This is a genomic window from Rhodococcus sp. PvR044, assembly GCF_040548995.1.
GTDB lineage: Bacteria > Actinomycetota > Actinomycetes > Mycobacteriales > Mycobacteriaceae > Rhodococcus_G > Rhodococcus_G oryzae.
The window spans coordinates 106,470-130,182 of sequence record NZ_JBEPSX010000010.1 but is presented as its reverse complement, the minus strand read 5'-3'; the positions used below and the strand labels follow the sequence as shown (position 1 = coordinate 130,182).

Sequence of the window (23,713 nt, the reverse complement as noted above, 5' to 3'; positions counted from 1 at the left end):
AGCGCCCACAAAGCCAGTGTGGACCCGTGGGGTGGGGGACGCACAGGGTTTCGTGGCCCCGGTGGCCACTGGTACGGGTGGTTGCTCGGCGACCCGGATGTTCTCGTTCCAGCGCGCGGGTCCCTCCCCGAGTGACCGCGTCATCATCCGGTGGGCTCTACGCTGTCAGTGCCGACACGTCGAGGTCGGTTTGACCACTTGTTTAACGGTAGGTGATGCGCACTACACATGTGGTGACCTGGTGATATATGGCGAGAGTGCGAGTTCGGGACTGCCCGGCGGCTCCGGGCGATCACGCTCGGCACCTCAGTTGGTCGGGCGTTCATCCGATCGGCCGCGCCGCGACACATGCATCGCCTAACGTGCACATGTAGTTGCTCTATTGAGGGGTCGGATTTTGTCGTTGGAACGCGGGCCCGTCGGGGGTCAGGGTGCTGCAGGCTCCACCGAGGAGCGCTCAACCTCCAGGGGTGAGTTGTTTCCACTTTCGGCAGCTCAGCGTGGTATTTGGTTTGCGCAGCACCTGCTCGGGGACGTGCCGATCGCGATTGCGCAGTACGTCGAGATCGTCGGCGACCTCGACATCGAGGCCCTTGCCGATGCCGGCGCCACCGCCGCCCGTGAGATGGGCACCGGCATGCTCCGCATCACCGAGGTGGACGCCGAGCCCTTCCAGCAGATCGACCACTCCCTGCGGGACCGGATGGCGCAGGTCGATTTCCGCGGCGACGAGGATCCGCACGCCGCGGCCCAGGCCTGGATGCGTGCCGAGTACAGCGCGCCGATGGACCTGCTCTCGGACCGGCTGATCGAGTCGGCGACCCTGCGCGTCGGCGACGACCATTACTACTGGTACTCCCGCATTCACCACATCGCGCTCGACGGCTTCGGTGCGATGACCTTCATGGGCCGCACCGCCGAGCGGTACACCGCGATCGTCGAGGGTCGCGAGCCCGACGAGCTCAAGGCCACGGCGCTGCCCGACATCAGTGCCGAGGAGGCGACCTACCGTTCGTCCAGCCGGTTCGAGAAGGACCGCGAGCACTGGGCGGAGCGGGCGCGCGACCTGCCGCCCGCGATCAGCCTGTCCGGCCGCACGGGCCCGGTCGGGCCCTCGTCCCTGGTGATCAGCGGCCCCCTGCCGGCCGAGGCCGAGGCCGCCGTCGCGCGCGTCGCGGACCGTCAGCCCGGCGCCTCGCTGGCGACGGTCGCGGTCGCAGCCGTCGCCGCGTACCTGTCCCGACTGACCGGTGAGGACGACATCGCGCTGAGCCTGCCGGTGTCCGCCCGCACCACCGCCAAGCTCCGTCGCTCCGGCGGCATGGTGTCCAATGTCGTGCCGCTGCGGCTGGCGGTGGCCGACGACACCACCCCGACCGATCTGATCGGCGCCGTCGCGCTCGAGCTGACCGGCGCGCTGCGACACCAGCGGTACCGGCACGAGGACATCCGGCGCGACGCCGGGTCGGGCGGGGCCAGGCGCGGCTTCTTCGGACCCGCGATCAACATCATGATGTTCCACAGCGAGATCCGGCTCGGTGAGCTGATCGGCCGCCTCAACGTGCTCACCACCGGGCCCGTCGAGGACATCTCGGTCAACATCTACCCGAGCGTGGCGGGCAGCCACGCGCACATCGACTTCGAGGCCAATCCCAATCTGTATTCGGAGGAGGAACTGCGCGGGCACCACGCACGTTTCCTCGAGTTCTTCGCGGCCTTCGCCGCGGCCGAGCCCGACGCAGCCGTCACGGCCCTCGAGGTGCTGCACCCGGACGAGTACGCCGACCTGGTGCCGTTCCGCGGTCCGGCGGCCCTGCCCGCCCGCACGCTGCCGGACCTGCTGACGGCAGGGTTCGCCGCGAACCCGGACGGCATCGCGATCTGGACGACGGAGACCGAGGTCAGCTACCGGGAGCTCGAGGCCAAATCGAACCAGCTCGCGCGGTTGCTCATCGATGCCGGAGCGGGGCCCGAGACCTTTGTCGCGCTTGCGTTCTCGCGTTCCGCCGACGCGCTGGTCGCGTGCTGGGCGGTAGCGAAGGCGGGGGCCGCGTTCGTCCCGATCGACCCGAAGCTGCCCGCCGACCGGATCGGCCACATGCTCGACGACTCGGGTGTGCTGCTCGGACTCACTGGTGCGGACCGGGTCTCGCTGCTGCCGGATTTCGTCGACTGGATCGTCCTCGACGACAGCGCCGTCCGGCGCCGGTGCGAGTCGCGTTCGGCGTCACGGATCTCCGACGCCGACCGAGTGGCGCCGCTCGTGGTGGAGAACACCGCGTACATGATCTACACCTCCGGCTCCACCGGTGTGCCGAAGGGCGTGCTCGTCACCCACTCGGCGCTGGTCGACTTCGCCGCCGGCTCCCGCGACGAGCTGCGGGTCTCCGCTGCCTCGCGGGTGCTGCGGTTCTCCTCCGCCAGCTTCGACGCCTCCGTCTTCGAGATGATCCAGGCGTTCAGCGCGGGGGCGACCATGGTCGTCGCGCCTGAGCAGATGTTCGGTGGCGACGAACTCGCCGAACTGTTGCGGGAGCAGCGGGTCACCCACATCTTGTCGGCGCCGACCCTGCTCAGCACCGTCGAGACGAAGGGTCTCGAACACCTCGAGGCCGTGGTGGTGGGCGGCGACATCTGCACCCCCGACCTGGTCGAGCGGTTCGCGGAGGTCTGCCGTTTCACCAACAGCTACGGTCCGACGGAGACCACCATCGTCATCACCACCGGCGATCCGCTCGACGGCAGCACGCCGATCACGATCGGCCGCCCGATCCAGGGCGCCGAGGTGATGGTGCTGGACCGCAAGCTGCGGCCGGTTCCGGTCGGCGTCGTGGGTGAGCTGTATCTGGCGGGCGCCGGGTTGGCCCGCGGCTACCATCGACGCCCCGAGTTGACCGCGGACCGGTTCGTGGCCAACCCCTTCGGTGCGCCCGGCTCCCGGATGTACCGCAGCGGTGACGAGGTCCGCTGGACCGCCGATCACCAACTCGACTTCGTCGGCAGATCCGATTTCCAGGTCAAGATCCGCGGCTTCCGGATCGAACTCGGCGAGATCGACGCGGCGCTGCTCGCCCAGGACGGCATCGACTTCGCCGTCACCATCGCCTACGAGACCGCCAGCGGCAGTACGGCCCTGGTTTCTTATGTGCGGCCGGAACCGGGCGTCGACATCGACCCGGGCGCCGTCACCGCGCGACTGGCGGAGTTCCTGCCCGCGCACATGGTGCCGGCCGCGGTGATGCCGCTCGAGCAGGTGCCGCTCACCTCGGCGGGCAAGCTGGACCGGCGGGCGCTACCCGAGCCGGTCTTCGGCTCGCGCGACCAGCAGTACCGGGCGCCGAGCACCGACGCCGAGCGGCTGATCGCGGGTGTCGTAGAGGAGGCGCTCGGTCTGGACCGGCTGAGCGTGGACGAGTCGCTCTTCGCGGTCGGTGCGGACAGCATCATCGCGATGCAGATCGTGGCCCGCACCCGTGCACTGGGACTGAGCTTCACCGCGCGGGAAGTGTTCGAACGCAAGACCGTTGCCGAGATCGCCAAGATCGCGGTGCCTGTGACCGCGGCGCCCGCCGTGGCACTCACCGAGCTCGAGGGCGGGGGAGTCGGGTCGGTGGCGCTGACCCCGATCGTGACTTCGCTCCTCGATCGCGGCGACTTCGACGCTTTCTACCAGTCGGTGCTGTTGACCCTGCCCGAACAGGTCGACGGCGACCGGCTCCGGCGGGCGCTGCAGGCCGTCCTCGACCGGCACGACGCGCTCCGCTCACGCCTGCGCCGCGACGTCGGTGGTGACTGGGTCTTCGAGACCGGCGCGCCGGGAACAGTCGACGCGCCCGCGCTGATCACTCGCGTGGTGACGCCGAGTGTGCCCGGCAGCCCCGCCTTCGACGAGTTGGTCCTCGCCGAATGCGGCGCAGCCGCAGCGCGTTTGGATCCCACGGCCGGGGTCATGGTCCAGCTCGTGTGGCTCGACCCGCAGGAGTCCGCCGGCCGACTGCTCGTGGTGATCCACCACCTCTCCGTCGACGGGGTGTCCTGGCGGATCCTGCTTCCGGACCTCGCCACCGCCTGGACCCAGCTCGGCGCGGGCCTCGAACCGGAGCTTGCGCCGGTCGTCACCTCGCTGCGCCGGTGGGCGCACGGCGTGCTGGACTCGGCGCGCAAGGGCGACCACGCCGCGGAGCTGCCCCGGTGGAGCGAGATCCTCGAAGGCCCTGACCCGCAGCTCGGCCGCCGCGCGCTGGACCCCGCCCTCGACCGCGTCGGGGACGCGGAGCGGGTGCACGTCGAGCTCGCAACCGCGACCACGCAGAGCCTGCTCACCACCTTGCCAGGCGCATTCGGGTGCGGCGTGAACGACGGACTGCTGTCCGCTCTCGCCGTCGCGCTGACGGCCTGGCGCCGCGACCGCGGGATCGACGGGTCGTCGGTGCTGCTCACCCTGGAGGGCCACGGCCGCGAGGAGGAGGCCGTCGCGGGGGCGGACCTGTCCCGCACCGTCGGCTGGTTCACCAGCGCCTTCCCCGTTCGCCTCGAACTGCCGAGCGCAGATCTGGACGACGTGCTGGCGGGTGGCCCCGCGGCGGGCACGGTGATCAAGGCGGTCAAGGAGCAGCTTCTCGACGTGCCCTCGCGCGGAGTCGGATTCGGCGTACTGCGTCATCTCGACGCGGAGGCGGGCGCAGTCCTTGCGCCGCTGCCCGTGCCGCAGATCAGCTTCAACTACCTCGGTAGGCTCGGCACCGGCCACCTCGGCGAGGCGCTACGGCACCTCGGCTTCACCCCGGATCCCGCCGCACCGGACCTGAACGCGGGCAGCGGGCTCGCGATGACCGCGGCCGTCGCCGTGGACATCAACGCGATGGTCGTGGACGGCGCCGACGGCCCGATCCTGCGGGCGTCGTTCGCCTTCCTGCCCGGCCTGCTGACCGTCGAGGAGATCGACGCCTTCGCGGCGCTGTGGCGCCGCGCGCTCGAGGGCCTGGCCGGGCACGCCGAGCAGCCGGATGCGGGCGGACTGACCCCGTCGGACCTGCCGCTGGTGTCCGTCAGCCAGCACGAGATCGATCGCTGGCAGCACCGCTACCCCTCGCTGACCGACGTGTGGTCGTTGTCCCCGCTGCAGTCCGGCATGCTGTTCCACGCAACCCTGGCCGCGGAGACGATCGACGTCTACACCGCGCAACTCGTGATGGATCTGGCCGGCACCGTTGATCCCGCCCGCCTTCGCGGCGCTGCGAACGCGCTGGTGGCCCATCATCCGAACCTGCGCACGGCATTCGTCTACGACGACAACGGAATCGCCGCACAGCTCGTGCTCGATCAGGTGGACGTGCCGTTCGTTGAGGTCGACCTGACCGAGGTCGCGGCCGCCGGCCGCGAGGCCGAACTCCGGCGCCTGCTCGACGAGGAGCGGGTCGCTCGCTTCGCGATGGATCGGCCGCCACTGCTCCGGATGCTGCTGATCCGCACCTCCGCCGATCGGTGCGTGCTCGCACTGACCAACCACCACATCATCCTCGACGGCTGGTCGATGCCGCTGCTCGTGCGCGAGCTGCTGGTCCGGTACGCCGCGGGCGGCGCGGGACCGGCCCTGCCCGATGCCCGCCGCTACCGGGATTACCTGGAGTGGCGGGCGTACTGGGACTCCGACGAGTCCGCGCACGCATGGGCGGGCGTCCTCGACGGGGTCACCGAGCCGACGCTGATCGCGTCGGCGCAGGCCCCGGCCGCCGGGCTCGGCTTGCCCGGCGAGGTGGACGTCGCGCTGCCAGCCGGTCTGGTCGATGCGCTCGGCGAGCTCGCCCGTGCACACGGCGTCACCCTCAACACCGTCATCCAGACCGCGTGGGGACTGTTGCTGTCCCGCTTGCTCTCCCGCGATGACGTCCTGTTCGGCGCGACCGTGTCCGGTCGGCCCGCCCAGCTGCCCGGCGTCGAGGAGATCCTCGGACTATTCATCAACACCGTGCCGGTGCGGGTCCGGGTGGATCCGCACGCGACCGTCGCGCAGTTGCTGCGCCTGGTGCAGGACGAGCAGACCGCGCTGCTCGAGCACCACCAGCTGGGGCTCGCCGACATCCAGGCCGAGGCCGGTCTCGGCGCACTGTTCGACACCCTGACCGTCTTCGAGTCCTACCCGGTGGACCGGGCCGGCTTCGACGAGAACACCGACATCGCCGGCATGCGCGTCACGGGGCTGCAGGGCCACGACGCGACGCACTATCCGCTGACGCTGATGTCGATCCTCGACCCGCAGCTGCATCTGCACCTGCGCTACCGCACCGATCTGTTCGATCTCGTGGATGCAACCACGCTCGCGGATCGGCTGGCGCTGGTCCTCGGTGCGATGGCCGAGAACCCGGAAGCGACCGCGGCCGGTGTGGAGGTGCTCGGCCCCGCCGAACGCGAACTCGTGCTGCGGGCGTGGAACGAGACCGACCACGAACTCGAGCCGGCAACCCTGGTCGACCTGTTCGAGGCGCAGGTGGCCCGCACCCCTGACGCGAACGCCGTCGTGTTCGGCACCGATGCACTGTCCTACGCGGAGTTCGACGCCAGGGCCAACCGGTTGGCGCGTCACCTGATCGGCGCGGGCGTCGGGCCGGAGTCGCTGGTCGGGATCGCGATGCGCCGCTCGGTGGAGATGGTGATCGCGATCTACGCGGTGCTCAAGGCGGGTGGTGCCTACCTGCCGATCGACCCCGAGCAGCCCGACGAGCGGATCGAGTATGTCGCGGGGCTGTCCGCCCCTGTCCTGGTGCTCAGCACCGTCGCCGACCGCGAGTCGATGCCCGCGTCCGTCGCAACAGTCGCGGTCGACGAGCTGGACCTCGCCGATCTGTCTCCGTCGGCGGTGCGCGACGGTGACCGGGCGGCGCCGCTGCGACCGCATGCCACCGCGTACGTGATCTTCACCTCCGGCTCGACCGGCAGGCCCAAGGGCGTGGCGGTCCCGCATCGGGGGATCGTCAACCGGCTGCGGTGGATGCAGGACAGCTATCCGCTCGCCGGGGATGACGCGGTGCTGCTCAAGACCCCCGCGACGTTCGACGTCTCGGTGTGGGAACTGTTCTGGCCGTTGCAGACCGGGTCCAGGATGGTGATCGCGGAAGCGGACGGCCACCGCGAACCGGTCTACCTGGAGACCGCAGTCCGCGAGTACGGCATCACCACCATGCATTTCGTGCCGTCGATGCTCGAGGTGTTCCTCTTGGGCGCCGACATCGCCCGGTGCGGCTCGCTGCGCCGGATCTTCACCAGCGGCGAGGCGCTCGCGCCGGGCACCGTCGCGGCGCTGCACGGCCGCACCGATGCCGAACTGCACAACCTGTACGGGCCCACAGAGGCGTCGGTCGACGTCACCTACCACCGCACGGCGGTGGACGAGACGGTCGTCCCGATCGGGGCGCCCGTCTGGAACACCCAGACCTACGTGCTCGATGCAGGGCTGCGCCCGTCGCCCGTCGGTGTCGCGGGAGAGCTCTATCTCGCGGGCGTCCAGCTGGCCCGCGGGTATGTCGCGCGGCCGGACCTGACCGCGGACCGCTTTGTGGCCAACCCGTTCGGTGAGCCCGGCTCGCGGATGTACCGGACCGGTGACCTGGTGCGCTGGAACGCAACCGGGGAACTGGAGTACATCGGCCGCACCGACTTCCAGGTCAAGCTGCGCGGCCAGCGCATCGAGCTCGGCGAGATCGAGGCCGCGCTGCTGCGCGACGATCGTGTGGCCCAGGCCGTCGTGGTGGTCCGAGGCGACGGACCGGCGGGGGACTACCTGGCGGCGTACGCGGTGCCCGCCACCGGTTCCGGCCTCGACGATCAGGTGCTGGACACCGGCGCTGTGCTGGACGCCGTCGCAGGGGCGCTGCCGCGCTACATGGTGCCGTCCGTGCTGACGGTCCTCGACGCGCTGCCGCTGAACCCGAGCGGCAAGCTGGACCGCAAGGCGCTGCCCGCCCCCGAGTTCGCCGGTACCGCCGAGTTCGTCGCCGCGAGCACCCCCACCGAGCTGGCCCTGGCCGAGATCTTCTCCGGGGTCCTCGAATCCGCGCACCCGGTGGGCGCGACGGACAGCTTCTTCGACCTCGGCGGCAACTCGCTGGCCGCGACGCGGCTGCTGGCCAGGGTGAACGCCGAGTTCGGCACCCGGGTGAGCGTGCGCGAGCTGTTCGAGGCGCCGACGGTCGCCGGGCTGGCAGCCGTCGTGGATGACGTGCTCACCGGCCACGTGCACCGCCAGGAGTTGCTCGCCGGCCCGCGTCCCGACCCGATCCCATTGTCCCCGGCGCAGTCCCGGATGTGGTTCCTCAACCGGTTCGACCCCGCGTCCGGCGCATACAACGTCGCCGCCGCGCTGCGGATGACCGGGACACTCGACGTGTCCGCGCTCGCGGAGGCCGTCGCCGACATCCTCGAACGGCACGAGTCGCTGCGGACGGTGTACCCGGACTCGCCGTCCGGCCCCTACCAGCAGATCCTGCCGACATCCGAGGTGCTCGACGAGCTCGCGCTCGACTCACTCCGAGACGACGAGCCACTCGGGGCGGACGAACTGGCCGAGCGGGTCCGGGCCGCGGTGGCCTCCGGCTTCGACGTCACCGCGGAGATCCCGCTCGAGCTCACCCTGCTGACGGCCGGGCACGACGACCACGTGCTGGTGGTCGTGGTGCACCACATCAGCATCGACGGATGGTCGATCCAGGCGCTGGCCCGGGACCTGGTGCAGGCCTACTCCGCCCGCACGGGCGGGCAGGCGCCGTCGTGGACGCCGCTACCGGTGCAGTACGCGGACTACGCGGTGTGGAAGCGCGCAGTGCTCGGGTCCGAGGACGACCCGGACTCGACCGCAGCCCGCCAGATCGACTACTGGACCGCAGCCCTGGCAGGCGCACCCGAGGTGCTGGCCCTGCCGACCGACCGCCGACGACCCGCCGTGCCGTCCTATCGCGGCGGCACCGTCGAGTGCGAACTCGACACCGCCGCCTATGACGCGGTGAAGGCCCTCGCCCGGTCGACGAATTCGACGCCCTTCATGATCCTGCATGCCGCCCTCGCGGTGCTGCTGGCACGGATGAGCGACACCGCCGACATCGCGGTCGGCACCCCGGTGGCCGGCCGCGGTGAGCAGGCCCTCGACGATGTCGTCGGCATGTTCGTCAACACCCTGGTGCTCCGCACCGAGGTGGACCCGGCCCGGTCGTTCGCCGCGCTGCTCGAGCGGGTCCGGGCCACCGACCTCGCCGCATATGGCAATGCCGACGTGCCGTTCGAGCGTCTCGTCGAGGTGGTCAGCCCGGCCCGCTCGACCGCCCACCACCCGCTGTTCCAGGTGGTGCTCGCGCTCGAGGACGCCCGCGAACACACCATCGCCCTGCCCGGACTGCAGATCGCCTCGGAGCCGATCGATTTCGGGCTCGCCAAGTTCGACCTGCAGCTGACCGTGACCGAGCACTTCGACGGCAGCGGTGACCCTGCCGGTGCGATCGCCGCCTTCACGTACGCGCGGGACCTGTTCGACCGCCGCACCGTCGAGGGCTTCGCCGCGCGGTTCCTGACCATCCTGCGCGACGGCACGGGCGATCCGTCCCGGCCCATCGGCGACTTCGACCTGCTCGACGGCCATGAGCGCGCGACGCTGGTACCGGTGACGGGCCAGGCGCCCGCCGAGACCCGTACCCTGCCCGAACTGCTGCTCGAATCGATCCGGAACCCGCGCGACATCGCTCTGGTCGAGGGCGAGGCCGAGCTCACCTATGGCGAGCTGGACGAGCGCTCGAACCAGCTCGCCCGAATCCTCATCTCGCGCGGCGTCGGACCGGAATCCTATGTCGCGCTTGCGGTCCCGCGCTCCATGGAGTCGGTGCTGGCGTTGTGGGCCGTGGCCAAGACGGGCGCAGCCTTCCTGCCCATCGACCCGACCTACCCGGCCGAGCGGATCGCGCACATGGTCACCGATTCGGCTGTGGCCATCGGTGTCACCGTGACCGCACACCGGGGCGAGCTCCCGGACACGGTGTCCTGGATGTCACTCGACGACGAGGTCACGGTGGCGGAGCTGTCTCGCGCGGACGCCGAACCTGTCGGCGACGTCGACCGGCTCGCTCCGCTCCGGCCGGGGCATCCCGCGTACATGATCTACACCTCCGGCTCCACGGGCACGCCCAAGGGTGTGGTCGTGACCCACCTCGGGCTCGCCTCCTTCGTGGCCGAGCAGCGCGCCGACTACGCCGTCGGGCCGGATTCGCGCACCCTGCATTTCGCGTCGCCGAGCTTCGACGCATCGATTCTCGAACTGCTGATGGCGGTCGGCGGCGGCGCGGCGATGGTCGTGGTGCCGGTCGGCGTCTACGGCGGCGCCGAGCTGGCCGGGGTGCTCCGGTCCGGCCGTGTCACGCACGCCTTCGTGACCCCCGGCGCGCTCGCCACCCTCGACCCCGACGGGTTGGACACGATCGGCGTGGTCGTCGTCGGCGGCGATGCCTGCGAACAGGCACTGGTTCGCCGTTGGGCGCCGGGACGCCGGATGTTCAACGCGTACGGCCCGACCGAGTCGACCATCATGGCCACCCACCAGGGCCCGCTGGAGCCGGGCCTGCCGGTGCTGATCGGGGCACCGGTGGTCGGCACGGACGTGGTGGTCCTCGACGGGCGGCTGCATCCGGTGCCCGCCGGCGTCGCCGGCGAGCTGTACGTGGCGGGCGTCGGCCTGGCACGCGGCTACCACGGCCGGTCCGGGCTCACCGCGGACCGCTTCGTCGCGAACCCGTTCGGCGAGCCGGGTTCGCGGCTGTACCGCACCGGTGACCTGGTCCGCGCCAACCCGGCAGGCGAGGTGGAGTACCTGGGCCGCACCGACTTCCAGGTGAAGGTCCGCGGACACCGCGTCGAGCTCGGCGAGATCGATGCCGTGCTGGCCGGGCACGCGAGCGTGCAGGCGGCGGTCACCGTCGGCCATACCGGCGCCGATGGCGTGGTGACCGTGATCTCCTACGTGCTCCCGGTGCCGGGCCGGACCACCGACGCGGACACCCTCACCGCGCACGCGCGGGAGCTGCTGCCGGTCTACATGGTGCCGTCGGCGATCACCGTGCTGGACGAACTGCCGTTGACGCCTGCGGGCAAGGTGGACACCCGCGCGCTGCCGGAGCCGGTGTTCACGGTCCGCGAGTTCGTCGCGCCCCGCACCCGCACCGAGACCTCGGTGGCCGACGTCTTTGCCGAGGTGCTCGGCGTCGAACGCGTCGGTGCGGACGACGACTTCTTCGCGGTCGGCGGCAACTCGCTGAGCGCGACCCGGGCGATGGCCCGGATCAACGCGATCGCGGGCACCGGGCTGGGCGTGCGTGAGCTCTTCGAGGCGACCACGGTCGCGGCGCTGGCCGCCCGCGTGGACGGCGCGCAGCGCGAGATCGCCCGCCCGGAACTGGTGGCCGAGGCGCGCCCCGCGTGGGTGCCGCTCTCCGCCGCGCAGCAACGGATGTGGTTCCTCAACCAGTTCGACCCGACGTCCCCGGCCTACAACATCCCGCTGGCCGTCAGCCTCACCGGCGCCCTCGACGTGCCCGCGCTGGCGGCTGCCGTGCGCGATGTGATCGATCGGCACGAGTCGCTGCGCACGGTGTTCCCCGCCTCGGAGCAGGGCCCGCACCAGGTGATCGTGCCCGCGGCTCGGATAGATCTGGACCTGACCCCCGTCCCAGTATCGGGCAGGGACGAGCTGCGCGCCGCCATGGTGGCGTTGCTGTCGCAGGGCTTCGATGTCACCGCGGCGGTTCCGGTGCGCGGGAGCCTGTTCCGGCTCGCGGATCGGGAACACGCTTGCTCCGCAAGCTCCGCTCAGAAGCACGTGCTGGTGCTGGTGGTGCACCACATCAGCGGCGACGGCGCCTCGACCGTGCCGCTGGCCCGCGACCTGATGATCGCGTACTCCGCGCGGACCGTCGGGGAGGAGCCGTCCTGGCGGCCGCTGCCCGTTCAGTACGCCGACTTCGCGCTCTGGCAGCGGCGGGTCCTCGGCGACGAGGACGACCCCCTGTCCCTCGCCGCCCGGCAGCTCGCGTACTGGCGCGGCCAGCTCGCCGGTACCCCGGGCGTGCTCGAGCTGCCGACCGATCGGCCCCGGCCAGCCGTCGCGTCGTATCACGGCGCCCGCGCCGACCTGGAGATCGGCGCCGAGCTGACCGCGGCACTGAACGCACTCGCACGCGAACACAGCGCCACCCTGTTCATGGTGCTGCACGCCGCGCTGTCGGTGTTGCTCGCCCGGCTCAGCGGGAGCACCGACATCTCGGTGGGCACCCCCATCGCAGGCCGAGGTGAGCAGGTGCTCGACGATGTCGTCGGCATGTTCGTCAACACGTTGGTGTTGCGCACCGAGGTCGAGCCGGGCACCGCCTTCACGGACCTGCTGGCGACCACCAGGAGCACGGACCTGGCCGCGTACGGCCACGCCGACGTACCGTTCGAGCAGGTCGTCGACGCGGCGAATCCGCCTCGTTCGCAGGCGCACTCGCCGCTGTTCCAGGTGGGGCTCTCGCTCCAGAACCAGGGCGTCGGCTCGCTCGAGCTGCCGGGCCTCACCGTGGCCGCGCTCGACCCGGGTGTCGATGTCGCGAAGTTCGACCTGGAGCTCACCTTCCGCGAGCACGGCTCCGGCGGTGGCATGGCGGCCTCGGTGACCTACGCCGCCGACCTGTTCGACCGGGACACGATCGACGGGTTCGCACGGCGGCTGGTGCGGGTGTTCGAGTCCGTCGCGGCGGATCCGGCGATTCCGGTCGGCGAGATCGAGGTGCTCGACGCAGCCGAACGGCTCGCCGCCATGGCGGGCCCCGCGTTGCCCGCGCCGCCGGTGCGTACCCTGCCGCAGATCCTCGCGGCCGGTGCGGGCATCGACCCGGCGGCGGTGGCCCTGCGCTGCGCAGGCGATGTCGAGGTGTCCTATGCGGATCTGGAGGCCGAGTCGAACCGGCTGGCGAGGCTACTGCTCGGACGCGGCATCGGTCCGGAATCGTTCGTGGCCACTTCCTTTGCCCGGTCCGCCGAATCCGTGCTCGCCCTCTGGGCGGTCGCGAAGACGGGCGCGGCCTTCGTGCCGATCGACCCGGCGCTGCCCGCCGATCGCGCGCGGCACATGCTCACCGACTCGGGGGCGGTCCTCGGCCTGACCGTCGCGGCCGAACGCGATCGGCTGCCAGGCACGGTCGAGTGGCTTGCGCTCGACGACGTCGAGCTCACCCGCCAGCGGTCCACACTGCCCGCGGGCCCGGTGTCGGCCGACGAACTCGCCGCGCCGATCGACCCGGCGAGCGCCGCGTACATGATCTACACCTCCGGCTCCACCGGCGTCCCGAAGGGCGTGGTGGTCACCCACACCGGCCTGTCCACCTTCTGCGCGGACGTGCGCACCGAACTGGCCGTGACGAGTTCGTCACGGGTGCTGCGGTTCTCGTCGTCGAGTTTCGACGCCTCGGTGTTCGAGATGCTGGTCGGTTTCAGCGCAGGCGCCACCATGGTCATCGCGGCGCCGGGGATCATCGGAGGCGGTGAGCTGGCCGCACTGTTGCGGTCCGAGCGGGTCAGTCACATCCTGACCGCGCCCGCGGCGCTCGGCACGGTCGACGCGGACGGGCTCGAGGACCTGCGCTCGGTGATGGTCGGCGGTGACGTCTGCCCGCCCGAGCTGGTGGCGAGGTTCGCGCCCGGCCGCAACTTCTTCAACAGCTACGGGCCCACCGAGAGCACCATCGTCATCACCGTGACGGCGCCGCTTGGCGAGGGCGACCGGATCACCATCGGGACACCGCTCGAGGGTGCCGGGGCGGTCGTGCTCGACCGCCGCCTGCGCCCCGTCCCGGTCGGGGTGGTCGGCGAGCTCTACCTCTCCGGTCCCGGTCTCGCCCGCGGCTACCACCGCCGCGGCGCGCTGACGGCGGCGAGCTTCGTGGCGAACCCGTACGGCGACGGCCAGCGGATGTATCGCACGGGCGACCTGGTACGCCGGACCCGTGACGGGGCACTGGATTTCATCGGCCGGGGCGACACCCAGGTCCAGCTGCGTGGCCTGCGCATCGAGCTCGGCGAGATCGAGGCTGCGCTGGTCGGCCGTCCTGGCGTTGCCCAGTCGGTGGTCGCGCTGCACCGCGACCCGCACACCGGGGAGAACCTGGTCGGATACGTGACGGCCGAGGCGGGCGTCGCGCTGGACCCGCAGGAGCTACGCACCGCGATTGGCGAGGCGTTGCCCGCTTACATGGTGCCGTCGGTGGTGATGGTGCTCGACGCGCTGCCGATCAACGCGACCGGCAAGCTGGACCGTCGCGCGTTGCCGGTGCCGGATTTCGTGACCGACCGCGAGTTCCGCGGCCCGACCAATCCGGTCGAGGAGGCCATCGCCCGCGTCTACGCCGAGCTGCTCGGAGCGGAGCGGGTGTCGGTGGACGACAGCTTCTTCGAGCTCGGCGGCAACTCGCTGCTGGCGACCAGGCTGGTGGCCCGGGTGAACTCCGCCCTCGGTACGTCGCTGGCGATCCGCGCGGTGTTCGAGCATCCGACGGTGGCGGAGCTGGCCGTGCGCGCCGAATCCGCGTCGCTGGAGGCGGGCCGCATCCCGCTGGCGAGGATGCCGCGGCCGGAACGGATTCCGCTGTCCCTTGCCCAGCAGCGGATGTGGTTCCTCAACCGTTTCGACACTGCGTCCGCGGTGAACAACATCCCCCTCGCGCTGCGGTTGTCCGGCCGGCTCGACGTGACGGCGTTGCGCGCCGCGGTCGCCGACGCGGTCGAGCGGCACGAATCGCTGCGCACCGTGTACCCGGACGGCGATGACGGGCCGTGCCAGGTGATCCTGCCGACCGAACAGGCGGTCCCGGAGCTGGTGCCGGTCCCGGTCGTCGAGGACGAGGTGCTCGCCCGCGTGATCGAACTGGCGACCACCGGTTTCGATGTCACCACCCAGGTCCCGTTGCACGTGCAGTTGTTGCGGGTCAGCGAGACCGAACACGTGCTCGCGCTGGTGGTACACCACATCTCGGCGGACGGCTTCTCGATGGGCCCGCTGGCGCGGGACGTGATGGTCGCCTACGCGGCGCACCTGCACGGGGCGCAGCCGACCTGGGCGCCGCTCGAGGTGCAGTACGCGGACTACAGCCTCTGGCAGCGCGCGGTACTCGGCGACGAGCAGGACCCGGCCTCGGTGGCCGCGCGTCAGGTTGCGTACTGGACCGCCGAGCTTGCCGGCCTGCCCGAGCAGCTCGATCTGCCCGCCGACCGGCCGAGGCCCGCCGAACAGTCCTACCGCGGCGACACCTACGCGTTCACCCTTGACGCCCGCACCCACCGGGCCTTGCTCGACCTCGCCCGCGGCCAGGACGCCACGCTGTTCATGGTCATGCACAGCGCATTGGCGGTGCTGCTGAGCAGGCTCGGCAACGAGTCCGACATCGCGATCGGCTCGCCCATCGCCGGTCGCGGCGAGGAAGCGCTCGACGACCTGGTCGGCATGTTCGTCAACACCCTGGTGCTGCGCACCCGGGTCGGCCAGGACCAGCGTTTCAGCGAGGTGCTCGACCTGGCGCGCGCGAACGACCTGGCCGCCTTCGGCCACGCCGACGTGCCGTTCGAGCGGCTCGTCGAGGTGCTCAACCCGACCCGGTCGACCGCGCGGCACCCGCTGTTCCAGGTGGCGCTGTCCTTCCACAACCTCGAGCGCAACCGGTTCACGTTGCCGGACCTCGAGATCGGGGTGCTCGACGCCGGGTTCGAGCCGGCGAAGTTCGACCTGCACCTGACGCTGGTGGACCGCCATGACGAGACCGGGGATCCCGCCGAGATCGCCGGGTCGTTCACCTACGCGACCGACCTGTTCGACCGGGACACCGTCGCACAGTTCGCGGCCCGGTTCGAGCGGATCCTGAGGACGGTGATCGCCGACCGGGACACCGTCGTCGGCGACATCCCGATCCTCGACCCTTTGCACCGCGAGGAGCTGGTGACGGGGCGGAATCAGACCGGTCACCCGGTGCCCGAGACGACCCTCGCCGAGATGTTCGACGCGCAGGTCCGCCGGACCCCAGGCGCGACCGCGACGGTGTTCGAGGGCGCGGAACTGACCTATGCGCAGTTCGACGCTCGGGCAAACAGGCTGGCCCGCGAGCTCATCGCCCGCGGTGTCGGTCCGGAAGCCCGCGTGGCGCTGGCCATCCGGCGTTCGGTGGAGCTGCTCGTCGCGATGTACGCGGTGGCCAAGGCGGGCGGCGTGTATGTGCCGATCGACCCGGACCACCCGGCCGAGCGCACCTCCTACGTGCTCGACTCGGCGCGGCCGGTGGCGCTGCTGACCACGACCGGCGTCTCCGTCACCCCGCCCGACGGGGTGGACCTGCTGCTGGTCGATGGCCTCGGCAGTGTCCTCGACGAGCACAGCGCGGCGCCGATCACCGATGCGGACCGGATCTCCCCGCTGCGGCCGGAGAACACCGCCTACGTGATCTACACCTCCGGCTCGACGGGCAGGCCGAAGGGCGTCGCGGTGCCGCACCGCGCCATCGCGAACCAGTTGCTGTGGAAGCAGTCCGAGTATTCGCTCGGGGCCGACGACGCGGTGATGCTGAAGACCGCGGCCACCTTCGACCTGTCGGTGTGGGAGTTCTGGTGGGCGTTGACCACCGGGGCGCGGTTGGTGATCGCGAAGCCGGGCGGCGAGCAGGACCCGTCGTACCTGGCCCGGTTGATGCGCGAGACCCGGGTCACCACAATGCATTTCGTGCCGTCGCTGCTGACCGCGTTCCTGGCCTCGGTTGGCTCGGAGCTGATCCCGTCGCTGCGCCGCGTGATCTGCATCGGCGAGGCGCTGCCCGCCGAGACGGTGCGCCGGTTCGCCGAGTTCAGCGATGCGGCGATGTTCAATCTGTACGGCCCCACCGAGGCAGCGGTGAGCGTCACCCACCACCGTTGCGGGCCCGAGGACGAGCGCACCGTGCCGATCGGTGTGCCCGAGTGGAACACCCAGGTGTACGTGCTCGATGCGCGGCTGCACCCGGTGCCGGTCGGGGTGCCGGGCGAGCTGTACATCGCGGGCGCCCAGCTCGCCAACGGCTATGCGGGTCGCGCCGACCTGACTGCCGACCGCTTCGTCGCGAATCCGTTCGGCCCGAACGGGTCCCGGATGTACCGCACCGGCGACGTGGTCCGATGGCTGGGCCGTGAGCAGGGCGTGCTCGACTACGTCGGCCGCAGCGACTTCCAGGTCAAGCTGCGCGGGTTCCGGATCGAGCTCGGCGAGATCGAGTCGGCGCTGACCGCGCACCCGGCGGTCGACGCGTCCGTTGTCCTGGTGCACCGCGGTCCGCACGGCGCCGAGAACCTGGTGGCCTATGCGGTGCCCGCCGCGGGGGAGTCGCCGACCGTGGAGTCGCTGCTGGCCTTTGCCGGCGAGCGGGTACCGAGCTACATGGTGCCGTCGGTGGTGGTGTTCCTGAGCGAACTACCGCTCGGCGTGACCGGCAAGCTCGACCGGAAGGCCCTGCCCGAGCCGGAGTTCCTCAGCGCCAGCGCGTTCCGAGCGCCGACGACGCCGAGCGAACAGATCATCGCGGGCATCTTTGCGGACCTGCTCGACCGTCCCCGGATCGGCGCCGAGGACAATTTCTTCGACGTCGGGGGCAACTCGCTGCTCGCGACCAGGGTGACGGCGCGGATGGGTGAGGTCTTCGACGCCACAGTCAGCGTCCGCGAGTTCTTCGAGGATCCGACGGTGGCGGGGCTGGCCAGCCGGGTGGACGCGCACGACCCGAACCGGCCCCGGCTCGGGGCCCGCCCGCGGCCCGCGCAGATCCCGCTGGCACCCGCGCAGGAGCGGATCTGGTTCGCGAACCACGAGACCCGCAACGGGGACTGGAACATCCCGGTCGCGTTGCGGATCCGCGGCCCGCTCGATGTCGCGATCCTCGCGGCCGCCGCGCGCGACGTGGTGGCCAGGCACGAGGCGCTGCGCACCGTGTATCCGAGCACCCCGACCGGACCGGTCCAGGTGCTGGTGCCCACCGAGGACGCCGTCCCGGAGCTGAGGCGGGTGCCGGTGTCGGCGGAGCAGCTCGAGGAGCAGGTGCAGCGGTACCTGTGGGCCGACTACGACGTCACCAGTGAGCTGCCGTTGCGGATGCGGTTGTTCGCGCTGGGCGAGGACGACCACGTGCTGGCGATCGTGGTGCACCACATTGCTGCTGACGGCGCCAGCATGGGCGTGCTCACCCGCGACGTGATGATCGCCTACGCCGCGCGGACGGCTGGCGCCCTGCCGCAGTGGACGCCGCTCGAGGTGCAGTACGGCGACTACACGATGTGGAAGCACGAGGTGCTCGGCGATGTCGCGGTCGGCGGCAGCGAGGCGCACCGGCAGCTGCAGTACTGGCTGGGTGCGTTGGAGGGCAGGGCGGGGCGTCTCGAGCTTGCGGGGGCCGGGCGTGCGAAGCGGACGTCGGCGGGGGCAACCGCGCCCGTGTCGATCGACGCGGCCACCCACGCGGCGTTGCTGACGCTGGCGCACGAATGCCGGGCGAGCCTGTTCATGGTGATGCAGGCCGCGTTTGCTGTCCTGGTCAGCGACCTCGCGTCCGTCTCGGACGTCACGCTGGCCACCTCGATCGCGGGTCGCGACGAGGCCGCGCTGGCGGAGGTCGTCGGCAACTTCTCCGATGACGTGCTGATGCCGGTGACAGTCGAGGAGGGCGAGCCGTTCACCGACCTGGTCGCCCGGGTCCGCGACGTCGCGCTGGGCGCCTTCGCCCACCCGGACGTCTCGAACACTCGGCTGCAGGCCGCACTCGGGACACGGGAGCGGCTGTTCCAGGTCGAGTTGATCCTGCAGCCCGGCGGCGCGAGCATCGACGTCGACCTGGGCGGACTGCGGATCGAGGGGCACCCGTTCGTCACGGAGGTCGCCAAGCACGACATCGAGTTCAGTCTCAACGATCACTACGATGACGACGGCGCGCCCGCCGGCATCACCGGTGGGGCGCTGTACTCGACGGATCTGTTCGACACGGCGGCCGGGGAGCTGCTGGTGAAGAAGTACACAGAGATCCTGTGCACGGTGAGCAGGGGGACGGAATGAGGGAGCTGCCGAAGCTGGTGTCGGTCGTCATGCCGGCGTACAACGCGCGTGCGGTGATCGACACCCAACTCGAGGCGCTCGCCGCGCAGGACTACGCCGGCGAGATGGAGGTGGTGGTCGGTGACAACCGTTCCACCGACGGGCTGCGAGAACACCTGGCCGACCATCCCTTACGGGATCGCCTGCGGCTTCGGCATGTCGACGCCCCCGAGGTGCAGTGCGCCGCACACGCCCGCAACGCGGGCGTCGCCGCATCGAGTGGCGAGTTCCTGGCATTCTGCGACGCGGACGATCGCGCGCATCCCGGCTGGCTGACGGCGCTCGTGGAGGCCGCGCGCGAGGCTGACATGGTCAGCGGGGCACTGGAGACCGGTTCGATCAACGCGCCCGAGATCGCCGAGCGGGTATCCATCGAGGCGCCGGAGCGCGGCTTCGAGTTCCCTGGATTTCTCCCGTTCGCCAGCGGAAGCAACTGCGGTGTCTGGCGGGACGCCTTCGAGGCCGTCGGGGGATGGGACGAGTCGTTCCGCCGCGCTGGGGAGGACATGGACTTCTCCTGGCGTATCCAGCTCGCGGGATACACGCTCGGCCACGCCCCGACGGCGATCACCGCGTACCGGCTCAAGACCACCTATCGGGAGCTGTGGGACCAGAGCCTGTCCTACGGGGAGGTCGATCCGCGGCTGTACAAGCGGTACCGAGCCGCCGGGTTCCGACGGAATCTGCTCGCGCTACCGGTGGTTGCTGTGCTGTTGTTTATCCGAAACCCGTTGCTGCCCACCGCGGTCACGCGACTTCCACGCGGGCAGTGGTTGGCCTACCTGGCCCGAGCGGTCGGCCGGGTGCGGGGCAGCATCGGGCACCGCGTCTGGTTCGTCTAGACGAACCAGATCCGGTGCTTCACGCTGCCGGAGATCCGGCCGGCCGCGAAGGCGGTGTAGTAGATCCAGCCGCCCGTCGAGAGCCGGGAGATGAACCTGGGGACCACCGGACTCCTGACCACCAGGGCCAGCGCGAAAACGAGCAGCGGCAACGGCTTGGTTGGCCGCAGGCCGTACCACCGGTAGTGCCGGTAGAGCTCGGGACCTGCCTCGCCGTACGCAAACGACTGACGCCACAGGGCGCGATAGTTGTCACGAAGGCGGTAGGCCACCATCGCCTTCGGCTCGTGGCCGAGCGTGAAGCCCGCGAGCTGAATCCGCCAGGTGAAGTCGACGTCCTCGCCGACGTTCAGGGACTCTTCGAAGCCGCCAACCGTTTCGAACACGCTGCGCCACATCCCGAGGTTGCCCGACAGCCCGAAGTCGAGGAAATCCGGTGTCTCCTCGGGCTTGTCCGGTGGCTGCACGGGTCGCCAGGAGGCGACCTTCGGGGTGTTGAGGGTGCTTGTCTCGACGGGCCCGCTGACCGAGTCGTACTTCCGGCCCGCCGCGACCAACGCGCCCAGCCATTCCGGATGCACCATGTCGTCGGCGTCGCAGAAGGCCAGGTACTCACCGCGGGCCGCAGCGGCTCCCGCGTTGCGGGCGTGGGGTGCGCCCTTCGTGGCGGACGAGTCGATGCGACGGAGATCGAGGACTCCACGAAGCGGATGGGCATCGATGTGCTCGGCGAGGCCGTCCGTGGAGCCGTTGTCGCTGACGATGACCTCGAACTCGCCCTCGTAGTCCTGCTCGGCGAGCGCGGTCAGCTGCACATCGATGACGGCCATGGCGTTGTATACGGGGATGATCACCGAGACGAGATCGGGATTGTTCACTGACACTGCGATCCTCACGACTTAGCGGTAGTGCTCGATGGGCTCACGCAACGGGTTCCCGGCCGGTAACGGGCAGATGGCGTTCGAGGAACTCAGACGGATCGCGGGCGGACAACAGTTCCAGGTTCTCGACGATCTTCTCCTGTGGCCACTCCCACCAGCAGATCTGTAGCAGCTTGTCGATCGTCTGGTCGTCGTACCGCTTCCGGATGAGACGGGCCGGATTGCCTCCGACGATGGCGTAAGGGGGTACGTCCTTCGATACGACGGCGCCGGCGCCGAGGATCGCGCCGTGCCCGATGTCGACCCCACTGAGGATGGTGACGCCCGCGCCGATCCACACGTCGCTGCCGATGACGATGTCACCCTTGGGCAGGGGGTGGCGATCCTCGCCGGCCCCGGGGAGCTGGAGCATGATCCGGAAGGGATACGTCGTCACTTCATCGGTGGGATGTTGACCACCGAGCACGATCGTCGTTCCGTCCGCGATGGAGCAGTACGAGCCGATCCTCAGGCGAGTCGGGTCGTGCGTGAAGGTGAGGATCCTCGGGTTTCCGTAGGTTCCCACTCCGACGGTGCCGAGCCCTTGGCGTTGGACCTTCTCGATGTCCGTCAGCCGCGAGGTTCGCCGCAACCGGAATAGATTCATGTGCTCCCGCCCTTGCCGACGGTTCACGACACGCGGCGGCTGCGCCACCGAGTCGACCCCCGTCTCCCCACCCGCGCTCCGCGGGCCAGACGAAGGGTAGCTCGTTCGCGCCGCTAGCGTTTTGAAATGTGGGTGTGGGGTTCGCCTCGTCGGGTGGTTCCCACTTCCTCGACGAGCTGGTGCAGTAGGGCCCCGCAGCCGCCCCCGACTGGTTGAATGGCCGAGCGAGGCGCCCGCGTACCTCGATCGGTGTCGGCGGGACAGACGAAGGAGTGAAGTGGTAGTCGATTCCAATGGCTCGGCCCCCGCGGTCAGCGTCTGCATCCCGATGTACAACAACGCCGACACCCTCGCGCGGTGCCTGGAGAGCATCGTCGCTCAGGACTTCGGCGATTTCGAACTGCTGATCGTCGACGACGACTCCACCGACGGCAGCTTTGAACTTGCTCGTTCGCTCGCGGGCGAGAACGCCCGGGTCCTTCGCAACGAGGTCAGGCTCGGCCTCGTCGGCAACCACAATCGGTGTCTGAGCCTGGCTCGGGGCAGGACGATCCAGTTCGTGCACGGTGACGATCGCCTGCTGCCCAACTGTCTCTCGACCCTGTCGCCACTCTTCGACGAGGACAGCGTGGGGCTCGCTTTCGCACCGAGGATGATCGAGACCGACGACGAGAGTTGGCGGGAGCGGTACGGGCGACTTGAGCAGAATTTCCACGACTTGGGGCCCACCAACGACGGCGCGGCCCTGGTGTCGGAGTTCGTTCGTAGCGGTGCGCGGGGGAACTGGGTGGGCGAACCGACCTGTGTGATGGTCCGGCGGAGCACGGCGCTCGCTGTCGGTGGCCTGGACGAGGGGATCTACCAGCTCGTCGACATGGACCTGTGGATGCGCATCATGCAGCGGTCGTCGGTGGCCTGGTCGCCGGACGAGCTGTCGATTCGATACCACCACGGGGCGTCGGAGTCCTTCGTGAACGCCACGCAGAAAAAGGACTGGCTGGACCGCTACCGGATCCTCTCCAAGGTTGTGGCCGACCGTTCGCTGCCGCTGTCACTGCGTGCGACGGGATTCGGATGGTGGTGGCTGGTGTGGGCGGACCTGTTCCTCGCCTCGGTGGTCCGCGGCCCGGATCGGGCGTCGCGGGCGCGGGTCCTGCTCGGCTCGCCGTTTCGCGAGCTGCGTCGGGCCAGAGCGCAGGGCACACCGAGGCAGGAGGGCGCCGAGGCGACCGTGTGACCACCCACAGGTCACACGAAATAGACCCGGTGCCGGATGCTGCCGCGGACCCGTCCTGCGATACCTGCCGCATAGAAAAGCCATTCACCGTAGGACAATTGCCGGAGCGATCGGGGGAGCGCCGGATTGTGGAGCGCGAGCAGGAGAAGCTGCATCGGGGTCATCGTCAGCGGTAGGCGTTCCGCGCCGCGGTCGCGGTACTGCGCGTACAACCGGACCTGTGCCTGAGCCCACGCGGACTGTTGCCTGCGAAACTCGGAGTGCGAGGTTCGGATTCGGTATGCCATCAGCGCGTGCGGCGCATGCGCGAGGCTGAATCCCGCCAACTGCAGCCGTAGGCAGTAGTCCGCATCCTCGCTGCCGGTCACGTACGACTCGTCCCAGTGACCGACTGAGTCGAAGACGCTGCGCCATAATCCGAAGTTGCAGCTACCGGCGACGGGGTACATCCCCTTTACGGTGGCCTGCCGATCGGGCGGCGGGGCCGGCAGCCACTTGGCGATTTCCGGGTCGTTGAGGGAAACGGTCTCGATGGGCCCGCCTACGGCGTCGGACGTCGCAGCCACAGTAACCATCTCGGTGAGCCAGTTCCGATGTGCCCGATCGTCCGCGTCACAGAACGCGAGGAAGTCGCCGCGGGCGTGTCCGACCCCGACGTTCCGGGCGTGGGAGGCACCGACGACACCCGCGGAGTCGACGGACCGCAAGTTCAGCTGCGCGGCGAGAGGGTGGTTCGTCAGCAGTGCGCGAAGGCCGTCCGTCGACCCGTTGTCGCTGACGATGACCTCGAACTCGCCCGAATAGTCCTGCCCCGCGAGCGCCGTCAACTGCACGTCCAGGAGGTGCGCGCAGTTGAACGTGGGGACGATGACCGAGACGAGGCGCGGCAGATCACGAGACACACGGGGATCCTACGGCGGGACGGAAGCCGCTTCTCCCGGCCGCAACGGGCGA

At 70.2% G+C, this 23,713-nt stretch carries 6 protein-coding genes; 3 read left to right on the top strand and 3 right to left on the bottom strand.

Annotation, left to right across the window (positions count from 1 at the left end):
* The first annotated feature begins 382 nt into the window (after positions 1–382).
* Together ABIC28_RS21475 and ABIC28_RS21470 are read left to right on the top strand one after the other, a co-directional pair.
* Positions 383–19,114 carry a non-ribosomal peptide synthase/polyketide synthase gene (locus ABIC28_RS21475; RefSeq protein WP_354580732.1) on the top strand — a complete coding sequence of 6,244 codons (18,732 nt, stop codon included), beginning with the start codon at positions 383–385 and terminating at the stop codon, positions 19,112–19,114.
* On the top strand, positions 19,111–19,995 hold the full coding sequence (locus tag ABIC28_RS21470) for a glycosyltransferase family 2 protein (RefSeq protein WP_354580731.1): 885 nt from the start codon (positions 19,111–19,113) through the stop codon (positions 19,993–19,995). The genes ABIC28_RS21475 and ABIC28_RS21470 overlap by 4 nt, the downstream gene beginning before the upstream one ends.
* Here the strand turns inward: ABIC28_RS21470 and ABIC28_RS21465 are convergent.
* Positions 19,992–20,873: a glycosyltransferase family 2 protein gene (locus ABIC28_RS21465; protein WP_354580729.1), complete on the bottom strand. Its 882-nt coding sequence runs from the start codon at positions 20,871–20,873 to the stop codon at positions 19,992–19,994. The genes ABIC28_RS21470 and ABIC28_RS21465 overlap by 4 nt on opposite strands.
* 43 nt (positions 20,874–20,916) lie before the next feature.
* Positions 20,917–21,522 carry a CatB-related O-acetyltransferase gene (locus ABIC28_RS21460; RefSeq protein ID WP_354580727.1) on the bottom strand — a complete coding sequence of 202 codons (606 nt, stop codon included), beginning with the start codon at positions 21,520–21,522 and terminating at the stop codon, positions 20,917–20,919.
* Between the two features lie 277 nt (positions 21,523–21,799).
* On the opposite strand from ABIC28_RS21460, the gene ABIC28_RS21455 reads away from it, so the two are divergent.
* On the top strand, positions 21,800–22,759 hold the full coding sequence (locus tag ABIC28_RS21455) for a glycosyltransferase family 2 protein (RefSeq protein ID WP_354580725.1): 960 nt from the start codon (positions 21,800–21,802) through the stop codon (positions 22,757–22,759).
* An 11-nt stretch (positions 22,760–22,770) separates the two neighbouring features.
* On the opposite strand, the gene ABIC28_RS21450 is transcribed toward ABIC28_RS21455, so the two are convergent.
* Positions 22,771–23,661 carry a glycosyltransferase family 2 protein gene (locus tag ABIC28_RS21450; RefSeq protein WP_269589918.1) on the bottom strand — a complete coding sequence of 297 codons (891 nt, stop codon included), beginning with the start codon at positions 23,659–23,661 and terminating at the stop codon, positions 22,771–22,773.
* Positions 23,662–23,713: the final 52 nt, after the last annotated feature.

Bases quoted from the DNA above. Each gene is read 5' to 3' on its own strand.
- ABIC28_RS21460 (WP_354580727.1), bottom strand. From the start codon at position 21,522: ATGAATCTATTCCGGTTGCGGCGAACCTCGCGGCTGACGGACATCGAG.
- ABIC28_RS21470 (WP_354580731.1), top strand. From the start codon at position 19,111: ATGAGGGAGCTGCCGAAGCTGGTGTCGGTCGTCATGCCGGCGTACAAC.